Below are 26310 nucleotides of genomic sequence, written 5' to 3'. Positions count from 1 at the left end.
AGACGATAGACGTTCATTTAAAATGAGCGTCTATACATATTTATAGAGGTGAAAGAATGGATATAAACTATAATGAAATCGGGATTAAAGCATTTCAGGAAAAGCGTTATGAAGAAGCTGCACAAGCTTTTACTCAGGCAATTGAAACACAGCCGAATGATGCGATCGGCTATGTAAACTTCGGTACATTGCTTGCCGCGATGGGGGATATCGAACGTGCTGAACGTTTTTTCCAAAAGGCGATCACAGTAGATGAAAAAGCTGCTACAGCGTATTACGGTTTAGCGAATTTATATTATGAAGCTGAACGCTATACAGAAGCCGCAAAACTATATCAAAAATCGATCGATTACGGAATCGAAGGGGCAGATGCCTATTACATGCTGGCAAAATCATTTGAACGCGAAGAGCAATTCAAGCTGGCCCTGCCATTTATGCAACGTGCGGCAGAACTTGCACCAAAAGATTTGCAAATTCGTTTATCATACGGCATTTTGCTTTGCTCTTTGGAAATGTTCGATTTTGCAAAGCCGGAGCTGGAGTATGTGATTGAAGAAGACTGGAATAATGCAGATGCGCATTATAATTTAGGTGTACTATACGCGGTAGCTACATCAGATACCGATAAAGCAAAATATCATTTGAAACAAGCTTATACACTGCAACCTGAGTTTGATCAGGCGAAGTATTTATATGATATGATTTGCCAACGTTCGAATTAATTTCAAAAAAAAATATAAAGTGATGTGTTGGAAGGAGATTGTTTCAACCATCACTTTTTTATGTATAAATGATACTAAAATGAAATACTTCAAAACAGTAAGTTTATGATATGATGGATGAAACTGACAATTATTTGAGGTGAGATATGCAGCATGCAGGCTAAAATAGATAAAGCAGATTGTATGTTTTTAATTTCTGATGAGACAATGTACCAATTTCAGCAGTTGATCGATGAACTAAATCTATTCACATTAATACTTCCATTCAGTGAGGAGTCTTACCAACGTTCAGTCATCATATTTGATATTTGGTATTTATTATCTACTGAAGAAATCGATCGTATTTCCAATCCGGAAAATACGATGATTTATCCAATTCGAAAATTTTTTTTGGATAAAATTAAAACCTTTCAAATAAGACGCTATATTCAGCTTGCTTTATTAGAAAACGAGAAGCTGGCGTTTATTTGTGCAATTTATATTTATTTAAAGCAGGAGCAGTTTATCGTGGAAAAATTAGCAGAAAACGAGGAAATGGCGGTAAATTTCCAGGCTCTGAAAGGCTTCAGCAGTAGAAGTTTAAGACCATATTATGATGCGAAATATATTGAAGTTGAAAATTACCCGCAACAGCTAGCTTTATTACAAAGTACTTTATTAAAAGAATTGCAGGTGCTTGTATTAGAGTTCGAACAGTCTCTTTTTAACCTCTATGAACAAGCGATTACTGAGGCAAGTGAGATTTATGAAGCCGTATTTGGATTAATCAATGACTGGGGTGGACGAGTGACATGAAAATTTCAAACCAGATTGAACATTTGCGAAATCTCTTCAATGAGTTGCGATATATGGAAGTAATCCAATTCAGCACGATTACACTGCCGATAACACTTGAAGAAAAAAGGTATGCAGAAGCACTCCTATGCTATGAATATTTGGCATCAACATATTTTGAAATAGGTAACTATCAAAACTTTCATGCGGTCATGGATGATTATGAAAAGCTTTGTTTAACATATGGCAAAGATGAAAATAAGATGGTTTATTACTATCTGTACAGTCTTGAACATATCTTTGCAAAACATCATGATGAATCGATAGAAGCAGCAAAAAAATCGCTTAAGTATGCGCATCTTTTGCAAAACGATGAATTTATTATCATTAATTATTGCAATCTGGCAGCACAGTACCATTATAAAAACGAACCGGAAAATGCTCATATCGCAATAAAGTTGGCGGAGTATTATAAACAGAAAATTCCTTCTGTCAGCGCAACGATTGTTAGAGGCTATTTAGGCGCACTCTATTATTATGCTTCGACGAATAGTGAAATGGAATTTAACCAGATAAAGCGGGATGTTTTGCAGCATCTGGAAGGCAAATCCCCTTATTATGCCGGGAATATACTGTTTTGCGGAAGCGATATTAAACTATAGGGCTGGCTATGGGAATGAAAGCTTGGAAATGTTTGAACAGGCGTATATTCAATTGGAGAAACAACAGAATTTTGTATTATTGTCCGTAGTGGAAAGGTACCTTCAACGTTTTGGGCTAATCGAGCAGTTTCGTTATAAAAAGGAATTGCAGCACTTGATTGAAAAGAATAAAAGTGAGCCGATCAGTGTACGCAAAATACGTAACATACATGCTGACTTTTTTTTCGAAGAGGAAACGACCGCGCTTGCAGTTAAATTCCCGCATGTCGTTTCGAAAGAGAGTACAATCAAGTTTGTGAAACATGCGCTTACGAACAAAGAGGCGATTTACTGTATTCACTGGTGCTTTATCACAGATAAAATTGAAGAGCTGTTCGGCACCTTATTTACTGAGCAGTTACTATTCACATTATTTGAGTCGATTTATTCAAATATTTTCGAGTATGAGGCAAAGGTTAATGTATTATCGAAAAATGCAGGAGAAGCGTTTATAAAAAATATTTCCGAAAGTGACTTTTTCAAGTTGTTAATGAAACTGGAGGAAAAACTTCGGACAACTGCTGTTCACTCGACATCAGGAGTGGTAGAAATCCCGATCCATTTTGGATTTATCCATTCAGACCAATTAAAAAAAGAAGATGTATCGTATGAACAATTAGTAGCCTTTGCTGATGCAAGTCTGTACTATGCAAAATCACACGGACAACTTTATATTTACAGTTAATTTAAAATAGTTTGTAAAATTTGGGCTGAAACGATACAATAGCTAGTATAGTAAAAGCAATGATGAAAAAAGAGTAGTAAAGCGGCGTTTTTTTAGAGAGCTGACGGTTGGTGGAAGTCAGTAAACGTACTTTATGAATGGACTTTCTAGCTGCACAGAGGAAATGCTGTGCCGTAGCGCTCACGTTACGAGTTTTGAGTGGACTAAATAAATTTAATTTAGTCAATAAAGGTGGCACCACGGCTCTTTCGTCCTTTAAAAGCGAAAGGGCCTTTTTGTGTTCACGAAAAGAAAAGCTGAGGAGAGATGAGTATGGCAGTAAAGACAGACAAATACGTAATGAAGCAGGTAAATGGCGATACTTATACGCCAATTTCAATTTTTGAATCTATCATTGGAACAAAAAAGGTATTATTCGAATCCAATGCAAAATTTAAGCAAAATGGACGCTATTCCTTCATCGCCTTTAATCCGGTCGGTGAACTGAAAGGAAATGCGGAATCCGGTTCTTATTCAATTCATAAACAAGAGCTGACGACAGAACAGAAACCGGTATTAACTTTGTTGAAAGAGCTATTGCCAATCCAAAAGGAAGAAGCTCCGTTTGCCTTTTTTGGCGGGGCAATCGGTTATTTCGGCTATGAAACAGCATATCATTTTGAACAAATCGGGGAAATTGTAGGCGATGTATACAATATGCCGGATGTTCATGTCTATTTTTATGAAACATTTATCGTAATCGATCATCTGTTACAGCAAGTATCCATCGTGGCAATGGATCTGTTTCAGGCGGGTCATACGATGGAGCTGATGCAGCAAAAAGTGGATGATATCGAACAAATGATGATGTCATCTGTACCATATAAGCAGACACCAGAAATCGACGTACAATTCGCACCGACTATTAAAAAAGAGCGCTTTATTGAAATGGTTGAAACTGCAAAAGAGTATATACGCAATGGTGACATTTTCCAAGTTGTTTTGTCCCAAACGTTTGAAGCCCATTACCGTGAAAACCCATTGACACTTTACCGGAAATTACGGACGTCAAATGCTTCGCCGTATATGTTTTTTATGGAATTTGGGGACTATACGGTACTTGGCACATCACCGGAAAGTCTTGTGAAAGTTCAAAAAGGGCTTGTCACGACAAATCCGATTGCCGGAACAAAGCCGCGTGGACAGAATGCACAGGAAGATGAAGCGATTGCGAATGCATTGCTGCTAGACGAAAAGGAAATTGCTGAGCATAAAATGCTTGTTGATTTAGGACGGAATGATGTTGGACGTGTTGCGCAGATTGGAACAGTAGCTGTTACAAAATATATGGAAATCGAAAAGTATAAGTATGTAATGCATATCGTTTCCGAGGTGACAGGAAAATTGCGGGACGATGCTCACTTAGTCGATGTAATCGCATCGAGCCTGCCAGCCGGTACTGTATCGGGTGCGCCGAAAATTCGTGCGATGCAAATTATAAATGAGCTGGAACAGAGAAAGCGCGGAATTTATGCAGGTGCGATTGGTTATTTATCGGCATCAGGGGATATGGATTTAGCCCTTGCGATCCGTACAATGGTAATCAAAGATGAGAAAGCTTATGTTCAGGCAGGTGCAGGGATTGTTTATGATTCCGTCCCTGAAATGGAATATGAAGAAACTTTAAATAAAGCAAAAGCATTGTTGGAGGTGCGCAAATGATTTTACTTATCGATAATTATGATTCATTTACGTATAATCTGTATCACCAAATTGCACAGTTTGGGGAAGATGTAAAAATTGTTCGAAATGATGCCATGACAGTTGAAGAAATCCGCACACTACAGCCGAAAGCGATTGTTATTTCTCCAGGACCCGGGGAACCGAAAGACGCAGGTATTGTCATTGAAATGATCCGCCAGCTTTATAAAGAGATTCCGATATTGGGAATCTGCCTCGGCCATCAGTCAATTGGAGAAGCGTTCGGTGCAACGGTGAGCCATGCCCAAAATATTATGCATGGGAAAACGAGCATGCTTCAATATGAAAAAACAGGTTTGTTTGCACAATTCGAGGGAGTAGTTGAAGTGATGCGCTATCATTCGCTTATTATTGAAAAGCAAACATTGCATGAAGATTTCCAAGTTGTTGCTACAAGTGCAGATGATGGGGAAATTATGGCTATTCAACATAAACAATATCCGGTATATGGGCTGCAGTTTCATCCCGAGTCCATCGGAACAGAACTCGGTACATCCATGATCAGCGAGTTTTTAAAAAAGGTGGAGGTATTGGCATGATACCGAAAGATAAGCATGATATTGCAGCAGTGCAAAAACTGAAAACTGCGGATGCAGAAGCGGTCATTCCTTTACTGCCGAAGCTGCTTGAATGGGTGCAGGATATGAACTGGCCAGTCGCGGAGCCAATGGTTGAGCTGCTGCTTCACTATCCGAATGAGCTGACGCCACTTGTTGACGAAGTGCTACGCGGGGACGATGACATGTGGATTTACTGGTGTCTTGTTTCAATAGTACCGAAGCTGCCGTTTTATTCGAAGCTCGTCTTGGCAGATGCCGTCGAACAAATTGCCGCAATGGAGAAAACACCTTTCAATGAAGATAATATTGAAGCTGCTCAAGAAGCCTTAATAAGTTTTCAGCCATAACAGATTCGCCTAATCATAAATTGGTTAGGCGATTTTTTTAATTAATATTAGGATAAATGCGTCCAAATTAAAATTGTTTCCGTCTATAAGGGTAAAAGGAGGGCGGCTAGTGGAAATTGAAAAACTAATTGATACATACAGTGATTATTTGTACCGCATTGCTTTTATATATACGAAGGATCGTTTAACAGCTGAAGAAGTCGTCCAAGACGTATTTATAAACTATTATCATAAATCAGTACAATTTGAACAAAGAGCATCGATTAAAACCTATTTAGTGAAGATGACGATTAACCGCAGCTATGATTATTTACGCAGCTGGAAAAACAAGAAAACGGTAATTACTCAGTTTTTTCAGCAGCATGAAAAAGGTGTGGAACAGATTTATGTAGAGAAAGAATTACAGGGTGAAATAACCGCCGCTGTTCTTACATTACCGGTAAAAGATCGGGAAGTATTATTACTCTATTACTATGAGGAAATGACGGTGTTTGAAATCGCCGAGTTATTGGAATTGGCGGTATCGACTGTTAAATCGCGTTTGCAGCGTGCAAGAGCAAAATTAAAGCCAAAATTAAGCATGGAGGTGATGCAGGATGATTAAGGAGAAGTGGCAGCAAGAGTTAAGTAAAATGCAATTAACGGAACGGCAGAAGTTAAATTTAAAGCAAACGGTCGATCGTTCCAAACGCCCGAAACGACAAACGAATTGGTCAATTGTAATTGCTCCGATTTTTGTTTTTACAGCAGTATTTATCCTATACTTATTCACTAATGATGTGATCGTATCTCCTCCTAATCAGGCATCGAGCCCAGTATTAGCAAACTTTGACCGAGAGCAATTAGCAGAAGATATAAGAAGAGGCAAGCATGTGGCCATCATTAGTTTATTACTGATTATCAATGGGGTTTTCTTCACAATTGTGTTCTTTACGATGAAGAGATGGCAAAAACCGAAAGTACTTCAACTTCGTAAAACTGTATATAAATTGCGTTATTTGCTGATCGCAATCTCGCCATTTATCGTCTATGCAATCGGGAGCCTAATTCAGATGTTTGAAGTGGACATTCAGTGGCTGAAACTTAGTATTTTCATGCTTATCCTTATTTTACAAATCGTTCTCTTATTTTATTTTGCCCGCAATACAACAGGAGAGGTATGCTGTCCGCATTGTCGCCATTCGTATTCAAAAAAAGAACAAATAAAAATAGTATGTAAATTAAAAATGGAATTGCGTTGTCCAACGTGCAATGAGAAATTATTTTACACTAAAAAATACCGTCAAATAATCGGGGGCTTATCAATGCTTACATCACCAACGATTATTTTCTCTTCTTCTTTTGATTTACCGATAACTTTAACCATTCTGTGTCTAGCTTTTTATGTACTGACTATGTTTTTTGTAGTTATGCCATTGTATTTGGAACTGACAGAGAAAGAGGAATTTTTATTTTAAAAAAAGCAGCCGTATTAATCTTCGGCTGCTCTTTTCTATTATAAATAAAAATAAATTTTAAAGTAATTTCGCAATATCGTTTTCTGCTTTTGTCGGTGAATCTTGTGGGGCGTAACGTTTAATAACATTGCCATCACGGTCGACTAAAAATTTTGTGAAATTCCACTTAACCGACTGCCCTAAAAGACCTTTTGCTTCAGAAGTTAAATGTTTAAATAAAGGATGTGCTTCTGAACCGTTCACTTTCACCATTTCATGCATCGGGAACGTTACACCGTAATCCAGGAGGCAGAACTCGGCAGCTTCCTCACCGGAAGACAACTCCTGTTTAAATTGGTCAGAAGGGAAACCGAGTACGACAAATCCTTCTTCTTTGTATTTATCGTATAATTCTTCAAGCTCTGTAAACTGATTTGTAAACCCGCACTTGCTTGCCGTATTGACAATCATCATTACTTGGCCTTTATAGCGGTCTAATTCATATTGCTCGCCTTTTTCTGTCTTAACAGGAATATCATAAATATTCATGCTTTCGTTCCTCCTCAAAACTACTAATATAATTGTTTGTACTTTTATCGTACGGAAAAAAGGCCCATATGTAAAATAATCGGTATTACTTAAAAACGAAAATAAAACTCGAATCTTGTCGAAATAATGTCAGCCTCGGAACTTATCCATTCAAATATGACATGTGTCACTGTGCCATTACTATGATTGCGCTTACATTCTTGTGAGACATAAAATTTTAACATCAAGGAGTTTTATAATGAATAAAAAGATTGCATGGATTACAGATACTGCAGCATTATTACCGGAAAGTTTTATTAAAGAACACTCAATTCATGTGCTTGCATTGAACATCGTTTTTGAAGAGGGCGCACTTCGTGAAACAGTGGATATGACGCACGAGGAATTTTACGATAAATTAAGAAATTCAACAATGCATCCGAAAACGTCTCAGCCGGCATTCGGAGAACATGTAGCTTTATATGAAAAAATAAAAGAACAGGGCTATGACTGTGCCATTGCGGTTCATACTTCTGAACAACTATCGGGTACTGTGCTAAGTGCTCCAATGGCTGCAGAACAGGCGGGTTTCAAAAGTTATGTTATTGATGCGAAAATTGGTTCATATCCAATGCAAGTCATGCTGGCACTTGGAATTGAGCTTGAAAAACAAGGACATGCCCCGGAAGCAATCGTAGAGAAAATAGAAGCAATGCGTGGCAAGTCAGAACTTGCTTTTATCCCTGCAAGCTTGGAGCAATTGCATAAAAGCGGACGTGTTTCAGGGATGGCGATGTTTCTCAGTAACTTGCTCAATATTAAACTAGTGATTGAATACAATAAAGAAGGCGGCGTTGAAGTGGCGAAAAAAGTACGTGCCGATAATCGTGCTAAAAAAGCCGTCATTGAAAAACTTGAGCGAGCTATTTCAAAGTCACCTGTAAAAGAAGCAGCTATTATTCACTGTAATAATGAAGCAGGGGCTATCGAGTGGAAAAAGGAATTATTAAAGAAATTTCCGTCAATTCAATTTACCCCAACACCACTTTCAGCCTGTGTAGGTGTTCATGCAGGAGAAGGAACATTAGGTTTGACTTGGGTGCGGGAATAGAAAAATGCAGAGCCCGTTTCTAGGCGCTCTGCATTTTTTCGTATTTAGATTGAAAGTATTGAATAAAGCCTGCAAAAATAAATGTTACTACAAGTGCTGATCCGATGAAAAGGACAACGCCAGTCCAACCGTAGTGCATCCAAAAGATACCGCCAAGCGTTCCTCCGATACTTGACCCCATATAATAGGCGAACAAATACAATGAGGAAGCCTGGGCTTTATCGACTTTGGCTAAATGACTGACCCAGCCGCTTGCGATAGAATGCGTGCCGAAAAAGCCGAAAGTAAAAATAATGAGCCCGCTTATTTTTAAAGGCAAACTTACAGGGAAGGTAAGAACTGCACCTAAGATCATAATGACGATTCCGCTGTAAAGAACATTTTGCCGGCCATACTGATCTGACAAGCTTCCGAACCATGTGGAGCTCCATGTCCCCACTAAATAAACAACAAATAGCCAACTTACAAATGTCATGCTTAAATTATAGGGAGAATCAACCAATTTAAAGCCGATATAGTTATACATAGTTACAAAGCTGCCCATTAAAGTAAATCCAATCCCGAACAATAATACAAGTCGTCTATCTTTTATATGCTGGAAAAGTGTTTTAGTCAGTAATCGGAACTGCAATGGACGTGGTGTGAAATGTTTGGACTCTGGTAATGCCCATACGAAGTAACAACTGATAATAATGCTTAAAACTCCGAGTACAATCATTCCGATTTGCCAGTTGAACAAATCACTCATCGTACCGATGATAATACGGCCCGATAAACCGCCAATTGCATTTCCGCTTATGTAAAGACCCATTGCCACACCTAAGCTTGAAGGTTCCATTTCTTCTCCTAAATAAGCCATCGCAATGGCTGGAACCCCGGCAAATACAAAACCTTGAATGATACGCAATGCGAGAATCGTTTCAAAATTAGGAGCAAACGCTAATGCGAGAGTTAAAACGGAAGCCGCAAATATCGAAGCAGTCATCAATTTTTTTCGGCCCCAAGCTTCCGACAATGAACCGAAAAGTAACAGACTAAATGCCAAAACGGACGTAGCAGCAGATAAAGACAAACTGGCTACCGCTGGGGAGACATTATAATCATTTGAAAACTGGGGCATTAGCGGCTGCGTAATATAAAGGTTGGCAAAGGTGATAAAACCCGCAGCAAATAACGCGATATTCGTCAGTTTAAAAGCTTTTGTTCCTCTTTTTATATAGTCCATGTAATCCCTTCAATCTTGAAAACTTTTGAATAATCGGTAGTTTAGTTTGGAAGAAGGCTTTCTATCTTAATTTAAATTTACAATTATTCGGTTGGTTGCCCTGTTAGCACCTGGGCGATTTCTTCGATCGTCATGTCTGAGCGGAGATCAAATGAACCTTTTTGAATAGAACGCGCAAATTCCGGTTTGGACAAATAAAGTTCAAGTTCTCGGCCATTAGTGACAATACCTAAGTCTTCCGCTTGCTGCCCGATTGTATATATAGAAACATTTTCATAAATATAAATGGTCTCTTCCACTACGCCTGATTTGTTTTCTTCTTTTGTAGCGGCTGCTTTTTCTTCAGTTGTACTAGTTGTCTGCTCGTCCGCTTTTTTAGAATTGACGGAATCCGGGTTTTGCTCGTTTAACTGTTTTGTCAGTTCAGCAATTTGTTTTTCATAGTCGTCTAATTGCTTTTCGTAAGCGGCGTTATCTTTCTGACTGGAATCAGAAGGCAACTTGTCGAACAATGCCATGCTTGCACCTGCCACGAAAAGACCGATACCAAATGCTCGCAACGATGATTTCATTGTTGACCTCCATTTGCTAAAATCGATTGGATTTGAGCATGTGATAATGTTGAACGCTTACTGATTTCCTCAATCGAAAGACCTTGACTATTGAGTGCGAGTACCTGGCTAACTAAAATGCCGTTAATCGGTTTCGCGCTTTTTTGCGGAGTTGCCTTAGATGCCGTTCCATAGCTTTGAGCTGCTTTTACTTGGGCAGCTACCTGTTGGAAAGATGAAAAGGCAGCTTGCTGTTCTGAATTTTGTTGTTGGGCAGAAGAAGGTTTACGTACTTGAAAGTTTGGTTCTACAAGCAGTTCCTCTTCCAATGCTTTTACGCGTCTTTTTAAAGCATTCGTTTCCTGATAAATATTGATCGATAAATCTTCTACATCTCTTTCAACTTTTGCTGATTTATCTTTAAACAATAGGGATATAATAATAACGGCAATTCCAGCAATCATTAATATTGAAGAAAGTCCCATATGAAGTCCTCCGTTTCTTTTTATTTATGTCATTGTATTGACAGTAAACTTGCAAATTAAGTTGTTAATCGTTTTCTTACTGCAGATTCCCTTTATTTTAACATAGTAAAACTTATTAAGAAATCATACTAGATTTTTTAAAACAGTATGTTATAATAGGTAAGTCGTATAAATCATGCTCAAATAAATTTATTCTTAATTTAGAGTGGGAGGGTTAATGATGCGCGTAAACATTACTTTAGCTTGCACAGACTGCGGCGAACGTAACTACATTTCAAAAAAGAACAAGCGTAACAATCCAGAGCGTCTTGAACTTAAAAAATATTGCTCTCGCGAGAAGAAGTACACTCTTCACCGTGAAACAAAGTAATAATCGCTCATTTAGCCAAAACCACTCGTTGGTTTTGGCTTTTTACTTGATATCCTATTAAATCTTACTATGATGATTCAACGAATTTGATTTATGATAGTAATGTTTAACTTAAACAGCTTTATTGAAAGTAGGGATTTGTTTGGAGAAAAGAGACTATCGTATAAAAGTGCAGGAAAAGTTGTCCAATATGACCGATCAGGAATATCGTGAACGTTCTTTGGAAATCGCTCAGCAATTATTACAGGAACCATCTATTCAAAAAGCAAATATTATAGCAATTACTTTATCAAATCAGCCGGAAGTGGATACGACGTTTATTATTGAAGAATTATGGAAATTAAATAAATATGTTGCAGTTCCGAAATGTAATCCGAAAGATCGCTCGATGCAGTTTTACAAAATTAACAATTTTGATGAAACCGAACGAGCATATCAAAATATATTAGAACCGATACGAGAAAGAACAGAGCTGGTCGAAAAAGAACGAATTGATGTAATGGTCGTGCCGGGGGTTGTCTTCGATCATCACGGATACCGCATCGGATTTGGTGGGGGCTATTATGACCGCTATTTAGTTGGATTTAATGGAAAGCGGATATCCTTGGCATTTGAGGAGCAGTTGTTAAACGAAATACCGAGAGAATCACATGATCTTCCGGTACATATACTACTTACAGACAAAAATCGCATAATCTGCGAATAATTGGTGGAGGAACGAGAATGAAGTCAATGTTGGATGTGCTCGACATCTTAAAACAATACGGCATTTACATTTATACAAAGGACCGTATTGGAGATTTATACTTAATGGAAGACGAAATTAAGGAATTATATAAATCGAAATTTATTGATACGAAAGATTTTCAGATGGCTTTATTAATCCTGCGTCAGGAAGAGCAAAGGCTTAAAGCAGGAAAATAACTGGAATTTAGCGTATAATAGTATGGATCGTATAGAGGTATGCTTGTTTACTTAGGGTTTTAAACTTTTTGACGAACATATCCTGAGTGAAACAGCGGGAATAAACCGCTGTTTTCATATTTAACGAAACCTTTTCAAGTTTAATACGTACTAAATAATAGTGCTAATTTATGAATGTAAACTGTTTAAACGAAATAATGTTGCGGATTTGTTTGAAAAGCTTTAACATAGATTTTGTTCGAATGAGAATTTTACACAAATAAAACAATGTATTTAAAAAAATCGAATATGTAAAGAGAGGATGTATAGGATATGAAAGATTTTAAATGGCCTAAACATTCGATATTAGCGATTGCCGTAATAGCAACCTGGATTAAAACTGTAATTGTTTATGAAACTAGCTTTGATATGAAGATAGAAAATGCAATGCAATTGTTAATTTTGATTATCAATCCATTAAGTTTCTTATTATTCTTCTATGGATTGTCATTATTCTTGAAATCACAAAAAGCGCGAAATCGCTATATTGTCGGCAGTAGTATTTTACTGGCCTTAGTAGTATACGGAAATGTTGCCTTTTACCGTTTCTACAATGACTTTGTAACATTGCCTGTATTATTCCAAACGAGCAATTTTGGAGAGTTAGGTACATCAGCAGCAGCAATTATCAGCTGGATGGACATATTCTATTTTGTTGATGTATTACTGATTTTTATTGCTGTGAAGCTTTTACCGAAAGCGGAAGAGCAGTTACTGCCTATACGTAAAGATGCGCGTAAAGCATACTTTGTTATGACGGCAGCTATTTTATTTTTAAACTTAGGTTTAGCAGAAACAGAGCGTCCGCAATTATTGACACGAGCATTTGACCGTGAACTGTTAGTGAAAAATATCGGAACATATAACTATCACCTATACGATGTATATGTTCAGTCGAAATCGTCTGCACAGCGTGCGTTGGCAGATGGCAGTGAACTTGTTGAAGTGAGCAACTACGTCCGCGCAAACCAGGCGGAACCTAATGTTGAAATGTTCGGCAAGTATGAGGGCCGCAATGTAATTGCAGTTTCTTTAGAATCATTGCAGTCATTTGTTATTAATGAGGAAATGAATGGGGAAGTAGTAACACCGTTCCTGAATTCATTGACAAACGATAAAGATACGTATTACTTCAGTGATTTTTACCACCAGACCGGGTTAGGAAAAACTTCGGATTCTGAGTTCATTTTCGAAAACTCGTTATATGGCTTAGGGCGAGGTGCAGTATTCTTTACACATGGTGAAAACACGTATAACTCCTTTGCAGAGCGCTTAGGGGAAAATGGATATTTTACAAATGTTATGCATGCAAACAACAAATCATTCTGGAACCGTGACATGATTTACAAATCATTTAAATTAGATCAGTTCTATGATCTCGAGTCATACAATGTAACTGAAGAAACATCTGTAAACTGGGGATTGAAGGATATTCCATTCTTTGAACAATCTGCAGCATTAATGAAAGAAATGCCACAGCCGTTTTACAGCCGTCTAATTACATTAACAAACCACTATCCATTCTATTTGGATCCGGAAGATATGATGATTCCTGAATATGATTCAAATTCAGGTACATTAAATCGTTATTTCCAAACAGTTCGCTATTTGGATGAATCGGTGAAAGAATTCTTCGATGATTTAAAAGAACAAGGTTTATATGAAAATTCGATTATCGTGATGTACGGAGACCACTACGGGATTTCCGAAAATCATAATAAAGCAATGGCAAAATATTTAAATAAAGAAGAAATCACACCATATGACAGTGCGCTTTTACAGGCTGTCCCATTATATATTCACATTCCTGGTTCAAATGATGGACAAGTGATGGATAATGTAGCGGGTCAGTTGGATATTCGTCCGACATTACTGCATCTTTTAGGTATTGAGACTTCAAAAGATATGCAATTAGGTGCTGACCTTTTCTCGGAAGAACATGAAGATTTCGTTATTTTCCGTGATGGTCGCTTCGTAACAGATCAATATGTGTATGCAGGTGAAGTATGCTACGACCGTGAAACGGGAGAAGCAATTGATACGGAAGCATGTCAGCCATTTATTGACCGTGCAACACAAGAACTGGAATACTCGGATCAGATTATTAATGGTGACCTGTTACGTTTCTATGATTCAGAAACAGGAAACTTACTGATTGATACGAACTATAAAAATTAAAGCTGCCCCGGAGAAATCCGGGAGCAGCTTTTTTCTTCATATAAAAAACGCATTGCTTCAAGAGCAATACGTTTTTTGGTTGCAATTAGTGAGTTGGTGGATAGCCTTGATTTAAAACCGTCATAATGACGAACCAACCGAAAACACCTGCAGCTAAAGCGTTGAAGGCAGCAGCTAAAAGGTTTTTCTCTTTGATTGATTGGAATATGCCAATTACGCCAAAAATTGCAACTAAACCAAAAATAACCATTAATAAGTTCATAAAAAATTGACACTCCTTTCAACATTCCAAAAAATGTCTCAACAATATTCCTCTTTTATTGTAAAGGTTTCCAAATCGTTTGTCGAGGACTAAAAGTGGCGTTTGTTTGAACGATAACTTTCACTATGAGAAAGATAGAAAAAATGTATAATGGAAACTGAGGTGATGATTTATGTTAAATGTTAGAAAATATAGTCTAGGACCGATCCAAACGAATTGCTACATTGTCAGCAATAAAGAAAAAGACTGCTTAATTTTTGATCCAGGTGAAGAAGGGGCACGCATTGTAAATGAATTACGTAAAAATGGCTTAAACCCATTAGCTATTTTATTAACCCATACCCATTTTGATCATATCGGTGGAGTGGATGCGGTACGGGCAATATACGATATCCCGCTCTATGTCCATGAAAAAGAAGTGGACTGGCTTGCTGATCCGATGAAAAATGGTTCAGGTAAATACGCGGAATTGCCAAATTATATCGTGAAAAAACCTGATGAAGAACATATTATCCGTAAAGAAGGTGAAATGACAATCGGTGCATTTACCTTTACGGTAGCCCATACACCAGGGCATTCTCCGGGAAGTGTATCTTTTATTTTTAAAGACGACGCTTTTGCGATTGTAGGCGATACATTATTTGAACAGAGCATTGGACGGACTGATTTGATCGGAGGTTCGATGAATGTCTTGTTGAAATCGATTCACGATAAGCTTTTATCATTACCGGAAGATACAATTATTTATCCAGGGCATGGTGACTATACGACACCTGCTGCAGAGATGGATTCCAACCCGTTTTTAAATGGCTTTTAAACTAATTTGTAAATGAAAAAACGACCGCTCTCTATTTAAGAGCGTGTCGTTTTTTAATGTCCGCCACCTGGAGTGTGTATGAATGTTGTGTAATAGGTGAAACCGGCGAAGAAAACAGTTAAGTATGCGCCAAAAATGTACATGTACATGCGTTCTGAAAGATTTAAGAAGCCTAATAATAAAAATAAACCTGTATTACCTACGAATAATAGCGAAACCTCGTTCATACCTCCAAGGTAGAACATAACGGCGAAAATAGCAGTCCAGAATGCCATAACTTTATACATATTGCTCATGAAATATCCCTCCTTTTCTAAAAAAATAGAATAGTCTCTCATTCATTATAAATCAAGTTTCTGGATAATGTAAACTGGGAGATATGGAAGAGTTGTGACAAACGCATGTTTTTTCCATTAATTGTGTACGGAAATTTTGTATTTGCAAAAGTCACAGTCACTTACCATACTCTCCATTTTCGTAATTTCATGACGATCAAACAATGTATCAACTTGTCCATACAAATAGGATTCATGGAGCTTGCAGACAATTTCTCCGTAGGTCGATATTTGTTCTTGGAAGGGGCAGTTGAAAAGCGAGAATATGATTGATTTGGATTGGTTATGCTCAATTACTTCCGGAATATAACCGATTAATGTGGCGCTTTTAGTTATCATGGCCAATTTCTCATCAAAAGTTAATGGAGATTTTCGTTTAACAGAATTCATTTGTTCAAGCATCGATTGTTTCCCGTCGCGATAACTGATTTCCTGCGCTTTACTCAACGCTGCTTCACCAAGTTCGCGAATTAGTTCAAGTGACCATTTAATTAATGAAGATGTGTCGCGTCTAGGAATACTTAAATTAATTCCTTCTTGTTTTGCTTTATATACTCTTCCAGGTCGCCCGCCTTTTCCGGTTTTTAAATGTTCGGAAGAAATGGCACCGATTTCTGCAAGTTTAGTTAGATGCAAACGTGCTACATTGGAATGGATTTTAAATTGGTCGGCAATATCCTGAACGGATAAAAATTGTTTTTGCTGCAACATAAATTCATAAATTGAAAAACGAGTTTCATCAGCAAAAGTGCTCGAAATTTTAATCGGATGTATCATATGTAAACCTCCAATACGGTAAAAATTTAAAAAATGCTAACTTTAATATTATTCTACATGAAATATTAGCAAATTTGTTAATATTGAAAGAAAATTCCTACTAAAAAGAAATTTTCTCTGTTTTAATAGGAAATACTGGACACTCCCTTTATAATGGAGTCACATCTAACTAATTGATGAAGGGGTGATTTCCATAAAACAATTATCGATCATTGAACAAAAATGTTTGGAGCTTTTATCTAAGGCAGCACAGCTTAACGTTACAGATATCCATTTACTCCCTAGAGAAGGATGCTATGATCTGTTAATGAGGAAATACGGCCGTTTTGAAAAGGAGGATGAACTCCCTACAGAGCTTGCTACCCGTATGATTTCCTATTTTAAATTTCTTTCTTCGCTTGATATTAGTGAAAAACGAAAGCCTCAAAGTGGTTCCTTCCAAAAATTTATCGACCAGTCCATGTATGCCTTCCGTATTTCCACGTTACCTTCCAGCTTCTTCAAAGAAAGTTTAGCAGTTCGAGTATTACGGCAAAACTATACCGTCCCTTTACAGACATTATGTCACTTCCAGGAAAGTGTTGAACAGTTGTATAAGTTGGCCAGACAGGAGAGCGGGTTAATATTAATTTCCGGTGCGACCGGAACCGGCAAAACGACGACGTTATATTCATTGCTCCACTATTGTTCACAGCATTTATCTCGACATGTCATTTCTTTGGAGGATCCAGTGGAAAGCAGGCAGGAGCAACTATTGCAAATTCAAGTGAATGAACGAGCCGGAATGACGTATTCAGCAGGGTTAAAAGCAATTTTAAGGCATTCTCCCGAAGTAATTATGCTCGGGGAGATTCGGGATAGGGAAACAGCAAAAGTAGCAATAGAGGCGGCGTTTTCCGGACACCTCGTTATTTCAACGATTCATGCAAAGGATACGGTGAACTGTATATACCGGCTTCATGATTTGTCGGTTTCATTTGAGGAAATGCGGCAGATGCTTAGAGCTGTTGTTTCGCAGCGTCTAATTGAAACAGAGGGTAGCGGTTATAAAGCTATTTTCGAATTTTTAACTGATGATCAATTGCAGCTTGCCTTTGAATCCATCATTCAAGAAAAATCATTTACATTACCGTTTAATCAAACTTTGGCAGGTCAAATCGCAAAACTTCAAGGAGAATATTATGAATATATCTCTCCTTAAAAATGCCGCATCCGCTACTTTGTTCAAAAAACCTGTGATAAAGTCCTCTGAGCTTCCTACATTACTCCAACGAATTTCCACCCTGTTAAATGAAGGCTATACATTTGCCCATAGTATTGAAATGCTGTTGCCCTATCATGTAAAACAATATGAGCCGGTTCAACAGGAAATTTCAAATATATTGCGCGGAGGTGGCAGTGCAACACAAGTGTTTCAGCTGCTTCGCCTTGATAAACAATATTTAGTATCAATTGAGTTGGCAGAAGTAACGGGTAAGCTGAGTGAAGCGATTGGTCTTGTCGCAAAACAGCTCGTTTTTCAGCAGCAGGCGAAAACGAAACTAATCAAAGTGATGTCGTATCCGCTCATTTTATTTATATTTTTAATCATATTGTTTTTAGCCTTTCGAACATATTTTCTTCCGAATATGTCTTCTGTTATTACATCCCGCGTCCATAGTGAATCGTCCGCCAGTATTCAGTGGTCGAAGTTTTTCCTCCATATGCCAGACTACATTATTGCAGTTGGCATTGTTCTCGGCATTGTCCTCTCCCTTTTTATTTATCAAATCCGTAAGAAACGAATTGATTTGCAGCTTCATCTACTGTTTAGGCTCCCGTTAATCGGTCTATTTTGGCGTCTATTTCTAACGAGACAGTTTGCTCGCCATTTAGGCAATCTATTATTAGCCGGCTTCTCGCTCCAAAAAGCTTTCGATCATTTAAAATCCCAATATCACCAAAAGCACATTGCCTATATAGCTGGTACCCTCCAAGAACGCATTCTTATTGGCGATTCATTGGAGCGTGCGGTCGAAATCGTAGGCTATTTTTATCCGAAATTTGAGCATTTTATTGCCCATGGTGAGGCGAGCGGCTTGTTGGGACGGGAGCTGATTTTATATTGTGAGCTTTTGGATGAAAAGCTTCAGAAAGTAATTGAACGAATACTGGCAATTATTCAGCCGCTGCTTTTTGTGATCATTGCTATTTGCGTTATCGCTGCGTATTTAAGTATTTTAATCCCGATGTATGATGTCATTGATTTTATATAGAAGAGGTGGAACAGATGAAAAATGAAAAAGGATTTACGTTAGTAGAGATGCTTGTTGTTTTATTAATTATCTCCATTTTAATATTGGTCACAATCCCCAACGTTTCAAAGCACTTCGCCACAATCGATGAAAAAGGCTGTAATGCTTATATCCTCATGCTTCAAGGACAAGTAGAGGCATATAAACTGAACAATAATGTATATCCGGCTTCGGTCTCGGATTTAATTGACGAGGGGTATGTTGTGGAAGAGGAGTTGAAATGTCCGGATAATACTGAAATTAAAATAGTAGACGGTAAGGTAATTGGACCAGGGAACAGCGAAACGTAACGATGAAAGAAAAAGTTAAATCACTTTTAACAGATGAAAAAGGTTTTACCCTATTGGAAATGCTCATCGTTCTCTTTATCTTTTTAGTCGTCAATACAGCAATTCTCTATATTTCACAAAAACCGTTAATGGAATATACAGAAAAACAGGTGATGAATCAAAATGAGATGTTAATCCGCATGACACAATTGCTATCCATTGAGAAGGGAACGTCCCATAGCTTTGAAATTATTAACTGTCACCGGATACAGGTAATGGAGTGGCCTGCTTCTAATATTATTTACGATCAGCGAATAGCGCGGCCAATTGACATGTATTTATCAACCCCGCATAACCGGCTGGTATTTAATATGAGAGGAAATGTCCAGGCGTTTGGACGGCTAACATACCATTTTGAGAATATAAGCCATCAATACTCTGTTAATATCGGTAAAGCCAGAATTTTAGAAAAGGAGGTTTTTCATGAGCCAGGAAGGACTAACTCTTGTAGAAACACTGTTAGCAGTCGTCATTTTATTTTTCCTTTCATCGACAATCATTCCGCTCACATTTAATATGAAACAGCAAATTGCCGTACAAAAAGTACAAGCCCATGCCGCAGAAGCAGCTTTTATAGGAGCGATGAAATATAAAAGGTATGGACAATCAGCCGGAGTTCAGCACATTGACGGCGTTCGGTTTCAATGGAATTACGATGGAAACCAAGTATGTGTTCATTATGACAATAATGAAAAAGAAGAGGAACTGTGTGTATGAATTCGAGGCAAACATTAAACGAGCGGGGTTTTACATTACTGGAGAGCTTGTTTCAGTTAACCGTGTTTGTACTTTTTACAGGAATAAGCGCCCTTATCCTTATATGGGTACGGGATCTTCAACAGCTTGAGATGATGAAAGATGAGGTGAACTGGGAATTGTTCGTTTATGATCTTCATCAATACAATATGAATTCCGCATCTGGAAGGGTACTCAGTTATAATATGCTGCAACTGGAAATGTTAAATGATCCCGAGGAACGTTTGTTTGTCTTTGACAAATCAGAACAGCATTTGCGTAAAAGGTCGAATAAAGGTGGAAATGAAATTATGCTGCCTTTTGTTGAGAAATGGGAGCTGGCGGTTGATGAAAATGAAGTGAATATGAGGGTAGTGATGAAAAATGGAACAAAGCGAAAAAGAGACATCGTATTACCATTACCTCCAAAATGAGAAAGGTGCATTATTTTTGCTGGCTGTGTTTTTATTGTTCATAGTTTCCGGAGCTGCTGTTTTCTATACAAATGCATATTTTGCGCAAATAAAAGTATATAATTCATTGGAATCTATTTACGTTCGTGCTACGATAAATATACTAAATTTACCTTAAAGTTCGACTTCTTTTTGCAAAGTCGAAAAAATGTCGCATTATGCGATTTGGTTTGACCTAAAATTATTTCTGTTTAAGACGCAAAATAGAAACGAAAGAATAGGTAGAGGCGTAATTGATTAAGTAGTCCGTAATAGAAGAAGGTGAACAGCATGCGTAAAATTTATTTAGTAGGATTTATGGGGTGCGGAAAAAGTGCGATTGGAAGACGTTTAAGTTTTTTCTTGAAAATGCCGTATTACGATATGGATCATGAAATTGTTCGACAGCAGGGTATGACAATTCCTGAAATTTTTGAGAAATACGGCGAAGCACACTTCCGAAAAATCGAGACGGAATTTTTAAAGAATTTTCGTGATGAAGCATGCATTATCGCTACAGGCGGTGGGGTAGCTATGAATGAAGAAAACAGGAGAATTATGCGCCAGACAGGGCTTGTATTTTTTCTTGATGCAAAATTTGAAGATATTTATATGCGTATTCGGAATGACAAAAACCGTCCCATTGTTCAATCGTCAACGGAGCAAGAATTGGAAAACCTGTATCACCAACGCAGAAAGAATTATCGACTGGCTGGCCATATACAAGTACTGACAGCTGGGAGAACATTAAGACAAATTGTTGAGTACATCGGCTTTCAAGTAAAACGCTTAAAAGGCGAATAATAGCTGTATAATTGTACTTAATGTTCGTATTTTGAATAAAATTAAAAAAAGATTGCGTTTGCATTATATTCAATGTTAGGATATTGCTAAGAAGAGCAATAACATGAAGTAAATAATCTAACGCGGATGATGGTACGGGGAGAGAACGTGATGTCACGTCGCCGAAGGAGCAAATAGCTATGCTATGAATCTCTCAGGCAAAAAGACTCGTATTGGACGCAACTCTGGAGAGTGCTGTAATAGCTATTGTTGCGAACAGCCACCAACGGGGAAAGCCTAAATTGTGATAGTGGATCAAATTTGGGTGTAACTTTCAGGTGCAAGGACAGAGAATCTCGTTAAAGGGGATTCGTCTGTCTTTTTTTGTGGAGAAATCGGCTATTAATATTCTGATGATTCTAATAAAAAGATAGATTTACACTTTGATAGGTGTAATGTTGATTCCCCTTTGCAAAGCAAAATGAACATACATAACTAAAGGAGGAAATGAACATGACAAATGATTTAAAGCTAAAGCGCACACCACTTTTTGATGAATATGCAAAGTATGGTGGAAAAACAGTGGATTTTGGCGGCTGGGAGTTGCCTGTACAATTTTCTTCGATCAAAGATGAACATGATGCGGTACGTAACCGTGCAGGACTTTTTGATGTATCCCATATGGGGGAAATTATCGTAGAAGGCCCGGATGCACTTGTTTATTTACAAAAGATGCTATCCAACGATATTTCTAAAATTACAGTCGGCGGCGCACAATACAGTGCATTATGCTATGAAGATGGCGGTGTTGTTGACGATTTACTGACATACCGTTTGGAAGATAACCGTTATTTACTATGTGTTAATGCAGCGAATATTGAAAAGGACTTTGAATGGTTACAGAAGCATGTCGAAGGGGATGTCAAAGTGACAAATATGTCAGATGACTATGCTCAAATTGCATTGCAGGGACCATTATCTCAGGAAGTTCTGCAAACATTAACAGCTACTGACTTAACGGCAATTAAATATTTTAAATTCCAGGACAATGTGGATGTAGGCGGTCATTCGGTTCTTGTTTCTCGCTCTGGTTATACAGGGGAAGACGGATTTGAAATTTACGGTGCACCAGCAGCGATTGTTGATCTTTGGAACAAAATTTTAGAGGCAGGAAAAGACAAAGGTGTAGTAGCTTCCGGTTTAGGAGCACGTGATACACTTCGCTTTGAAGCATGCTTACCATTATATGGCCAAGAGATTTCAAAAGATATTTCACCACTGGAAGCGGGCATTGGCTTTGCGGTGAAATTAGCGAAAGATCCGCAATTTATCGGTCAGCAAGCTTTAATTGACCAAAAAGAAAATGGCCTAACACGTAAATCTGTAGGCATCGAGATGATTGATAAAGGTATTCCTCGTCATGGTTATAAAGTATTTAAAGATGGCGAAGAAATTGGCTTTGTAACAACAGGAACTCAGTCACCGATGACAAAGCGCAATATCGGCTTAGCTTTAATTGACGCAAAATTCACTGAAGTTGGAACTGAATTAGAAATAGAAGTACGAAAAAATAGAGCAAAAGCAGTTGTTGTAGAAACTCCATTTTACAAGCGTGCAAAATAAAATGAAACTTCAATCAGTGGGGGTCTTCATCCCCTAGATTGATAGTTGAACGAATCTGCTGCCTTTAGAAGAAGATAAATTACTACCCGTTATACGGGATAAAACTTTTGAAAAGAGGGTTAACAATGAAACATCGTTATTTACCAATGACGGAACAAGATAAACAAGAAATGTTAGACCGTATCGGGGTTGCGACAATTGATGAGCTTTTCGAGGACATTCCTGAGAAAGTTCGTTTCCAAGGGAGCTACAATATTAAACCTGCAAAGTCTGAAGCCGCTTTAATGAAGGAGCTGGCACAACTCGCTTCAAAAAATAAAGATACAGCAAGCAATGTATCGTTTTTAGGTGCTGGTGTCTACAATCACTATAAACCGGTAATTGTTGATCACGTTATTTCACGTTCGGAGTTCTATACAGCGTATACACCATACCAGCCGGAAATTTCTCAAGGCGAACTTCAAGCGATTTTTGAGTTCCAAACAATGATTGCAGAACTGACAGGCATGGATATTGCAAACTCTTCTATGTATGATGGCGGTACGGCATTGGCAGAAGCAGGTATGCTTGCTGCAGGTCATACACGTCGCGGTAAGTTACTTGTTTCGGGAGCTGTACATCCGGAATATCAAGATGTTGTGAAAATGTATGCGACAGGACAATCAATTGAAGTTGTTACAATTCCTACAAAAGACGGTGTGACAGACATCGAGGCACTTAAAGGCCTAATCGATGATCAAACAGCCGGTGTTATCGTTCAATATCCGAACTTCTTTGGTCAAGTTGAAAACCTACAGCCGCTTGCAGACATTACACATGATGCAAAAGGATTGTTTATCGTATCTGCAAACCCGTTAGCTCTTGGCGTTTTAACTCCTCCTGGAAAATTAGGTGCAGATATTACAGTTGGGGATGCACAGGTATTCGGTATTGCTGAAGCATTCGGTGGTCCACACTGTGGTTATTTCGCGGTAACGAATAAGTTAATGCGTAAAGTACCGGGCCGTCTTGTTGGGGAAACAGTAGACCAAGATGGACGTCGTGGTTATGTATTAACATTACAAGCTCGTGAGCAGCACATCCGTCGTGACAAAGCGACATCTAATATTTGTTCTAACCAAGCATTACTGGCACTTGCTTCTTCAGTAGCAATGACAGCTCTTGGAAAACAAGGTATGCAGGAAATGGCGAAGCAGAATATCGTAAAAACACGCTTTGCTAAAAATGCATTTGAAGCAGCTGGTTTTGAAGTTGCTTATCAAGGTGCGCACTTCAACGAAATCGTAGTAAATACAAAGCATAATGTGTCAGAGTTAAACAAAGCATTAATCGAAAAAGGCATTATCGGCGGCTTTGACTTAGGTCGTGTTTATCCTGAATTAGAAAATCATGCACTCATTGCTGTTACGGAAATCCGTACAAAAGAAGAAATTGAGCAATTAGTTGCAGAAATGGGGGCTTACAATGCATAACGAAAACCAATCACTCATTTTCGAAATTACAAAACCAGGTCGTGTCGGCTACAACTTAGAGCCATTGGATGTTCCTGATTATGATTTAGAAGAACTTCTGCCAAAAGAGTTAGTACGTCAAGAAGCGGCTGAACTGCCGGAAGTTGCAGAATTAGATATTATGCGTCACTATACAGCACTTTCAAAACGTAACCATGGTGTGGATTCAGGCTTCTACCCACTTGGTTCATGTACGATGAAATACAATCCGAAAATTAATGAAACGGTTGCCCGCTATGCTGGTTTTGCCAATGTTCACCCATTACAGGATGAGTCGACAGTACAAGGTGCAATGGAATTATTGTATGACCTGCAAACATCCCTTCAGGAAATTACAGGTATGGATGAAGTAACATTACAGCCGGCAGCAGGCGCACATGGTGAATGGACAGCGTTAATGATGATCCGTGCATTCCATGAGGCAAATGGTGAAGGTCACCGTAACAAAGTAATCGTACCGGACTCAGCTCACGGTACAAACCCGGCCTCTGCTACAGTTGCAGGTTTTGAAACAATTACAATCAAATCAGGTGAAGACGGCTTAGTTGATCTTGAAGATTTACGCCGTGTTGTCGGTCCTGATACAGCAGCGCTTATGCTGACAAACCCGAACACTTTAGGCTTATTCGAAGAAAACATTTTAGAAATGGCTGAAATCGTACACGGTGTCGGCGGTAAAGTTTACTATGACGGCGCGAACTTAAACGCTGTTATGAGTAAAGCACGTCCTGGCGACATGGGCTTTGACTGTGTTCACTTAAACTTACACAAAACATTTACAGGTCCACACGGTGGCGGTGGTCCAGGTTCAGGTCCTGTAGGGGTAAAAGCGGATTTAATCCCATTCCTGCCTAAACCAGTATTAGTGAAAAAAGAAGATGGTACATTCCACTTCGATTACAACCGTCCACAATCAATCGGTCGTGTGAAACCTTACTACGGAAACTTCGGCATTAATGTCCGTGCATATACGTATATCCGTTCAATGGGTCCAGATGGCTTAAAGGCTGTAACAGAATACGCTGTACTAAACGCAAACTACATGATGCGCCGTTTGGAAGAGCACTTTGATTTACCGTATGACCGTCACTGTAAGCATGAATTCGTGCTATCAGGTCGTCGTCAGAAAAAATTAGGTGTTCGTACATTGGATATCGCTAAACGCCTTCTTGACTTTGGCTACCATCCACCAACAGTATACTTCCCGTTAAACGTGGAAGAGGGTATTATGATCGAGCCAACAGAAACAGAATCAAAAGAAACATTGGATGCATTCTGTGATGCAATGATTCAAATTGCTCAAGAAACAATCGATAACCCATCAATCGTACAAGAAGCACCACATACAACGGTAATCAGCCGTTTAGATGAGACACGTGCTGCACGTACACCTGTATTACGTTATACAAAAAAAGAAGAAGTGACAATTTCATAAATTGTGACAAAAGGTCAGAGCTGTTTTCTGACCTTTTTTCTATGAGTAAGGTTAGACTTCTTACGTGTCACTATATAATAGTAGAAACTACTGATAATCAGATAATTTCGATTCGTTGGGCCGTTGAATAAAAATTAAAAAGCCCTCTACAATGTAGAGAACTTTTAAAATTAGTTTTTCGATTTAACTTTACCTGTCCATGTTTTGAAGCCGCCTTGTAATTGGAACAGTTGGCTATAGCCTTTTTTCTTTAATGTCAGCGCTGCTCGTGCACTACGGCCAGAGTTTTGACAGTAAAGGTATACAGGCAGATCTGGACGGATTTCTTTATGACGTGTATTAAGTTGCGTCATTGGAATGTTTCGAGCACCTAAAATGTGTCCCGCTTCAAATTCTTTAGGTTCGCGTAAATCGATTAATTGTGCTTTACGGTAGCCTTCGATAAATTGCTCCTGTGTTAAATTTGTTACGGATTTTTTTAAGCGCATAGAGTTGATTACTACGTAAGCAACGATTACTACTAAAATTACTAGTATCGTATATAAAATTGTCACTGCGATATTGCCCCTTTCTTTCTGTAC

Annotated in this window: 33 protein-coding genes, 2 riboswitches and 1 other annotated feature; of the genes, 25 read left to right on the top strand and 8 right to left on the bottom strand. The window is 38.3% G+C overall.

Annotated elements, in window-relative coordinates:
• Window positions 1-62: 62 nt before the first annotated feature.
• The 9 genes from B5473_RS18225 (at window position 63) to B5473_RS18190 (ending at window position 6986) form a co-directional block, all read left to right on the top strand.
• A complete protein-coding gene (locus B5473_RS18225) occupies window positions 63-722 on the top strand; it encodes a tetratricopeptide repeat protein (RefSeq protein WP_176142139.1) in 660 nt (219 codons plus the stop codon).
• A 153-nt stretch (window positions 723-875) separates the two neighbouring features.
• A complete protein-coding gene (locus B5473_RS18220) occupies window positions 876-1517 on the top strand; it encodes an ATPase (protein ID WP_079527757.1) in 642 nt (213 codons plus the stop codon).
• Entirely contained in the window at window positions 1514-2158 is a 645-nt protein-coding gene (locus B5473_RS21010; protein WP_254865367.1) for a hypothetical protein, read from the top strand. Before B5473_RS18220 ends, B5473_RS21010 begins: the two co-directional genes overlap by 4 nt.
• Window positions 2115-2882, top strand: a complete 768-nt coding sequence (locus B5473_RS21005) for a hypothetical protein (RefSeq protein ID WP_254865366.1) — start codon at window positions 2115-2117, stop codon at window positions 2880-2882. The genes B5473_RS21010 and B5473_RS21005 overlap by 44 nt, the downstream gene beginning before the upstream one ends.
• Before the next feature lie 50 nt (window positions 2883-2932).
• Window positions 2933-3141: a binding site (T-box leader), on the top strand.
• 53 nt (window positions 3142-3194) lie between these two features.
• Window positions 3195-4583, top strand: coding sequence for an anthranilate synthase component I (gene trpE / locus B5473_RS18210; RefSeq protein ID WP_079527755.1), 1389 nt, complete (start codon window positions 3195-3197; stop codon window positions 4581-4583).
• On the top strand, window positions 4580-5161 hold the full coding sequence (locus tag B5473_RS18205; protein WP_079527753.1) for an anthranilate synthase component II: 582 nt from the start codon (window positions 4580-4582) through the stop codon (window positions 5159-5161). The genes trpE and B5473_RS18205 overlap by 4 nt, the downstream gene beginning before the upstream one ends.
• On the top strand, window positions 5158-5529 hold the full coding sequence (locus tag B5473_RS18200) for a DUF5071 domain-containing protein (RefSeq protein ID WP_079527751.1): 372 nt from the start codon (window positions 5158-5160) through the stop codon (window positions 5527-5529). Before B5473_RS18205 ends, B5473_RS18200 begins: the two co-directional genes overlap by 4 nt.
• Before the next feature lie 109 nt (window positions 5530-5638).
• Complete coding sequence (locus B5473_RS18195; protein WP_079527749.1) at window positions 5639-6133, top strand: RNA polymerase sigma factor; 495 nt, start codon at window positions 5639-5641, stop codon at window positions 6131-6133.
• Complete coding sequence (locus tag B5473_RS18190) at window positions 6126-6986, top strand: TIGR04104 family putative zinc finger protein (protein WP_079527747.1); 861 nt, start codon at window positions 6126-6128, stop codon at window positions 6984-6986. The genes B5473_RS18195 and B5473_RS18190 overlap by 8 nt, the downstream gene beginning before the upstream one ends.
• A 57-nt stretch (window positions 6987-7043) precedes the next feature.
• On the opposite strand, the gene B5473_RS18185 is transcribed toward B5473_RS18190, so the two are convergent.
• Complete coding sequence (locus tag B5473_RS18185; RefSeq protein WP_079527745.1) at window positions 7044-7514, bottom strand: glutathione peroxidase; 471 nt, start codon at window positions 7512-7514, stop codon at window positions 7044-7046.
• 238 nt (window positions 7515-7752) lie between these two features.
• Between B5473_RS18185 and B5473_RS18180 the strand changes: the two genes are divergently transcribed.
• Window positions 7753-8604 carry a DegV family protein gene (locus tag B5473_RS18180; RefSeq protein WP_079527743.1) on the top strand — a complete coding sequence of 284 codons (852 nt, stop codon included), beginning with the start codon at window positions 7753-7755 and terminating at the stop codon, window positions 8602-8604.
• Between the two features lie 19 nt (window positions 8605-8623).
• Here the strand turns inward: B5473_RS18180 and B5473_RS18175 are convergent, their stop codons facing one another.
• From B5473_RS18175 to B5473_RS18165, 3 genes are all read right to left on the bottom strand, one after another.
• Window positions 8624-9829 (bottom strand): MFS transporter, encoded by a 1206-nt coding sequence (locus B5473_RS18175; RefSeq protein ID WP_079527741.1) that lies wholly within the window; start codon window positions 9827-9829, stop codon window positions 8624-8626.
• A gap of 83 nt (window positions 9830-9912) precedes the next feature.
• On the bottom strand, window positions 9913-10401 hold the full coding sequence (locus tag B5473_RS18170) for a hypothetical protein (protein WP_079527739.1): 489 nt from the start codon (window positions 10399-10401) through the stop codon (window positions 9913-9915).
• Window positions 10398-10865, bottom strand: coding sequence for a hypothetical protein (locus B5473_RS18165; RefSeq protein WP_079527737.1), 468 nt, complete (start codon window positions 10863-10865; stop codon window positions 10398-10400). Before B5473_RS18165 ends, B5473_RS18170 begins: the two co-directional genes overlap by 4 nt.
• A 220-nt stretch (window positions 10866-11085) precedes the next feature.
• On the opposite strand from B5473_RS18165, the gene rpmG reads away from it, so the two are divergent.
• The 4 genes from rpmG (at window position 11086) to B5473_RS18145 (ending at window position 14376) form a co-directional block, all read left to right on the top strand.
• Entirely contained in the window at window positions 11086-11235 is a 150-nt protein-coding gene (gene rpmG, locus B5473_RS18160; RefSeq protein WP_008408521.1) for a 50S ribosomal protein L33, read from the top strand.
• A gap of 142 nt (window positions 11236-11377) precedes the next feature.
• Window positions 11378-11941: a 5-formyltetrahydrofolate cyclo-ligase gene (locus tag B5473_RS18155; RefSeq protein WP_079527735.1), complete on the top strand. Its 564-nt coding sequence runs from the start codon at window positions 11378-11380 to the stop codon at window positions 11939-11941.
• A gap of 17 nt (window positions 11942-11958) precedes the next feature.
• A complete protein-coding gene (locus B5473_RS18150; protein WP_079527733.1) occupies window positions 11959-12159 on the top strand; it encodes a YqgQ family protein in 201 nt (66 codons plus the stop codon).
• A 312-nt stretch (window positions 12160-12471) separates the two neighbouring features.
• Window positions 12472-14376, top strand: a complete 1905-nt coding sequence (locus B5473_RS18145) for an LTA synthase family protein (protein ID WP_079527731.1) — start codon at window positions 12472-12474, stop codon at window positions 14374-14376.
• Window positions 14377-14461: 85 nt separating this feature from the next.
• Here B5473_RS18145 and B5473_RS18140 read toward each other — a convergent pair whose 3' ends face one another.
• Window positions 14462-14638: a DUF2759 domain-containing protein gene (locus B5473_RS18140; RefSeq protein WP_008404364.1), complete on the bottom strand. Its 177-nt coding sequence runs from the start codon at window positions 14636-14638 to the stop codon at window positions 14462-14464.
• Between the two features lie 172 nt (window positions 14639-14810).
• On the opposite strand from B5473_RS18140, the gene B5473_RS18135 reads away from it, so the two are divergent.
• Window positions 14811-15455, top strand: coding sequence for an MBL fold metallo-hydrolase (locus tag B5473_RS18135; protein ID WP_079527729.1), 645 nt, complete (start codon window positions 14811-14813; stop codon window positions 15453-15455).
• 53 nt (window positions 15456-15508) lie between these two features.
• Here the strand turns inward: B5473_RS18135 and B5473_RS18130 are convergent, their stop codons facing one another.
• Window positions 15509-15751 (bottom strand): DUF2626 family protein, encoded by a 243-nt coding sequence (locus B5473_RS18130; protein WP_008404362.1) that lies wholly within the window; start codon window positions 15749-15751, stop codon window positions 15509-15511.
• Between the two features lie 117 nt (window positions 15752-15868).
• Window positions 15869-16567 (bottom strand): helix-turn-helix transcriptional regulator, encoded by a 699-nt coding sequence (locus B5473_RS18125; RefSeq protein WP_079527726.1) that lies wholly within the window; start codon window positions 16565-16567, stop codon window positions 15869-15871.
• Window positions 16568-16751: 184 nt separating this feature from the next.
• Between B5473_RS18125 and comGA the strand changes: the two genes are divergently transcribed.
• From comGA to gcvPB, 10 genes are all read left to right on the top strand, one after another.
• Window positions 16752-17768, top strand: coding sequence for a competence type IV pilus ATPase ComGA (gene comGA / locus B5473_RS18120; RefSeq protein ID WP_079527724.1), 1017 nt, complete (start codon window positions 16752-16754; stop codon window positions 17766-17768).
• Window positions 17749-18822, top strand: a complete 1074-nt coding sequence (comGB, locus tag B5473_RS18115; protein ID WP_079527722.1) for a competence type IV pilus assembly protein ComGB — start codon at window positions 17749-17751, stop codon at window positions 18820-18822. The genes comGA and comGB overlap by 20 nt, the downstream gene beginning before the upstream one ends.
• 14 nt (window positions 18823-18836) lie before the next feature.
• Window positions 18837-19151, top strand: coding sequence for a competence type IV pilus major pilin ComGC (gene comGC, locus B5473_RS18110; RefSeq protein ID WP_079527720.1), 315 nt, complete (start codon window positions 18837-18839; stop codon window positions 19149-19151).
• 2 nt (window positions 19152-19153) lie between these two features.
• Window positions 19154-19705 (top strand): prepilin-type N-terminal cleavage/methylation domain-containing protein, encoded by a 552-nt coding sequence (locus B5473_RS21175; RefSeq protein WP_079527718.1) that lies wholly within the window; start codon window positions 19154-19156, stop codon window positions 19703-19705.
• Window positions 19614-19907: a type II secretion system protein gene (locus B5473_RS18100; RefSeq protein WP_079527716.1), complete on the top strand. Its 294-nt coding sequence runs from the start codon at window positions 19614-19616 to the stop codon at window positions 19905-19907. The genes B5473_RS21175 and B5473_RS18100 overlap by 92 nt, the downstream gene beginning before the upstream one ends.
• Entirely contained in the window at window positions 19904-20359 is a 456-nt protein-coding gene (gene comGF, locus B5473_RS18095; protein ID WP_079527714.1) for a competence type IV pilus minor pilin ComGF, read from the top strand. The genes B5473_RS18100 and comGF overlap by 4 nt, the downstream gene beginning before the upstream one ends.
• A 309-nt stretch (window positions 20360-20668) precedes the next feature.
• Window positions 20669-21181: a shikimate kinase gene (locus B5473_RS18085; RefSeq protein WP_079527710.1), complete on the top strand. Its 513-nt coding sequence runs from the start codon at window positions 20669-20671 to the stop codon at window positions 21179-21181.
• A 126-nt stretch (window positions 21182-21307) separates the two neighbouring features.
• Window positions 21308-21400, top strand: a riboswitch (glycine riboswitch).
• Between the two features lie 3 nt (window positions 21401-21403).
• A riboswitch (glycine riboswitch) is annotated at window positions 21404-21512 on the top strand.
• Window positions 21513-21673: 161 nt separating this feature from the next.
• Complete coding sequence (gene gcvT, locus B5473_RS18080) at window positions 21674-22783, top strand: glycine cleavage system aminomethyltransferase GcvT (RefSeq protein ID WP_079527708.1); 1110 nt, start codon at window positions 21674-21676, stop codon at window positions 22781-22783.
• A 125-nt stretch (window positions 22784-22908) separates the two neighbouring features.
• A complete protein-coding gene (gene gcvPA / locus B5473_RS18075) occupies window positions 22909-24255 on the top strand; it encodes an aminomethyl-transferring glycine dehydrogenase subunit GcvPA (RefSeq protein WP_079527706.1) in 1347 nt (448 codons plus the stop codon).
• Window positions 24248-25729 carry an aminomethyl-transferring glycine dehydrogenase subunit GcvPB gene (gcvPB, locus tag B5473_RS18070; RefSeq protein WP_079527704.1) on the top strand — a complete coding sequence of 494 codons (1482 nt, stop codon included), beginning with the start codon at window positions 24248-24250 and terminating at the stop codon, window positions 25727-25729. The genes gcvPA and gcvPB overlap by 8 nt, the downstream gene beginning before the upstream one ends.
• Before the next feature lie 170 nt (window positions 25730-25899).
• On the opposite strand, the gene B5473_RS18065 is transcribed toward gcvPB, so the two are convergent.
• The gene (locus B5473_RS18065; protein ID WP_079527702.1) at window positions 25900-26283 is read right to left on the bottom strand and encodes a rhodanese-like domain-containing protein; all 384 of its coding nucleotides are present in this window, start codon (window positions 26281-26283) and stop codon (window positions 25900-25902) included.
• Window positions 26284-26310: the final 27 nt, after the last annotated feature.

Source organism: Solibacillus isronensis (assembly GCF_900168685.1).
Classification (GTDB): Bacteria; Bacillota; Bacilli; order Bacillales_A; family Planococcaceae; genus Solibacillus; species Solibacillus isronensis_A.
Note: the sequence above shows the minus strand (reverse complement) of the source record. Positions and strands in the feature narration are given on the sequence as shown.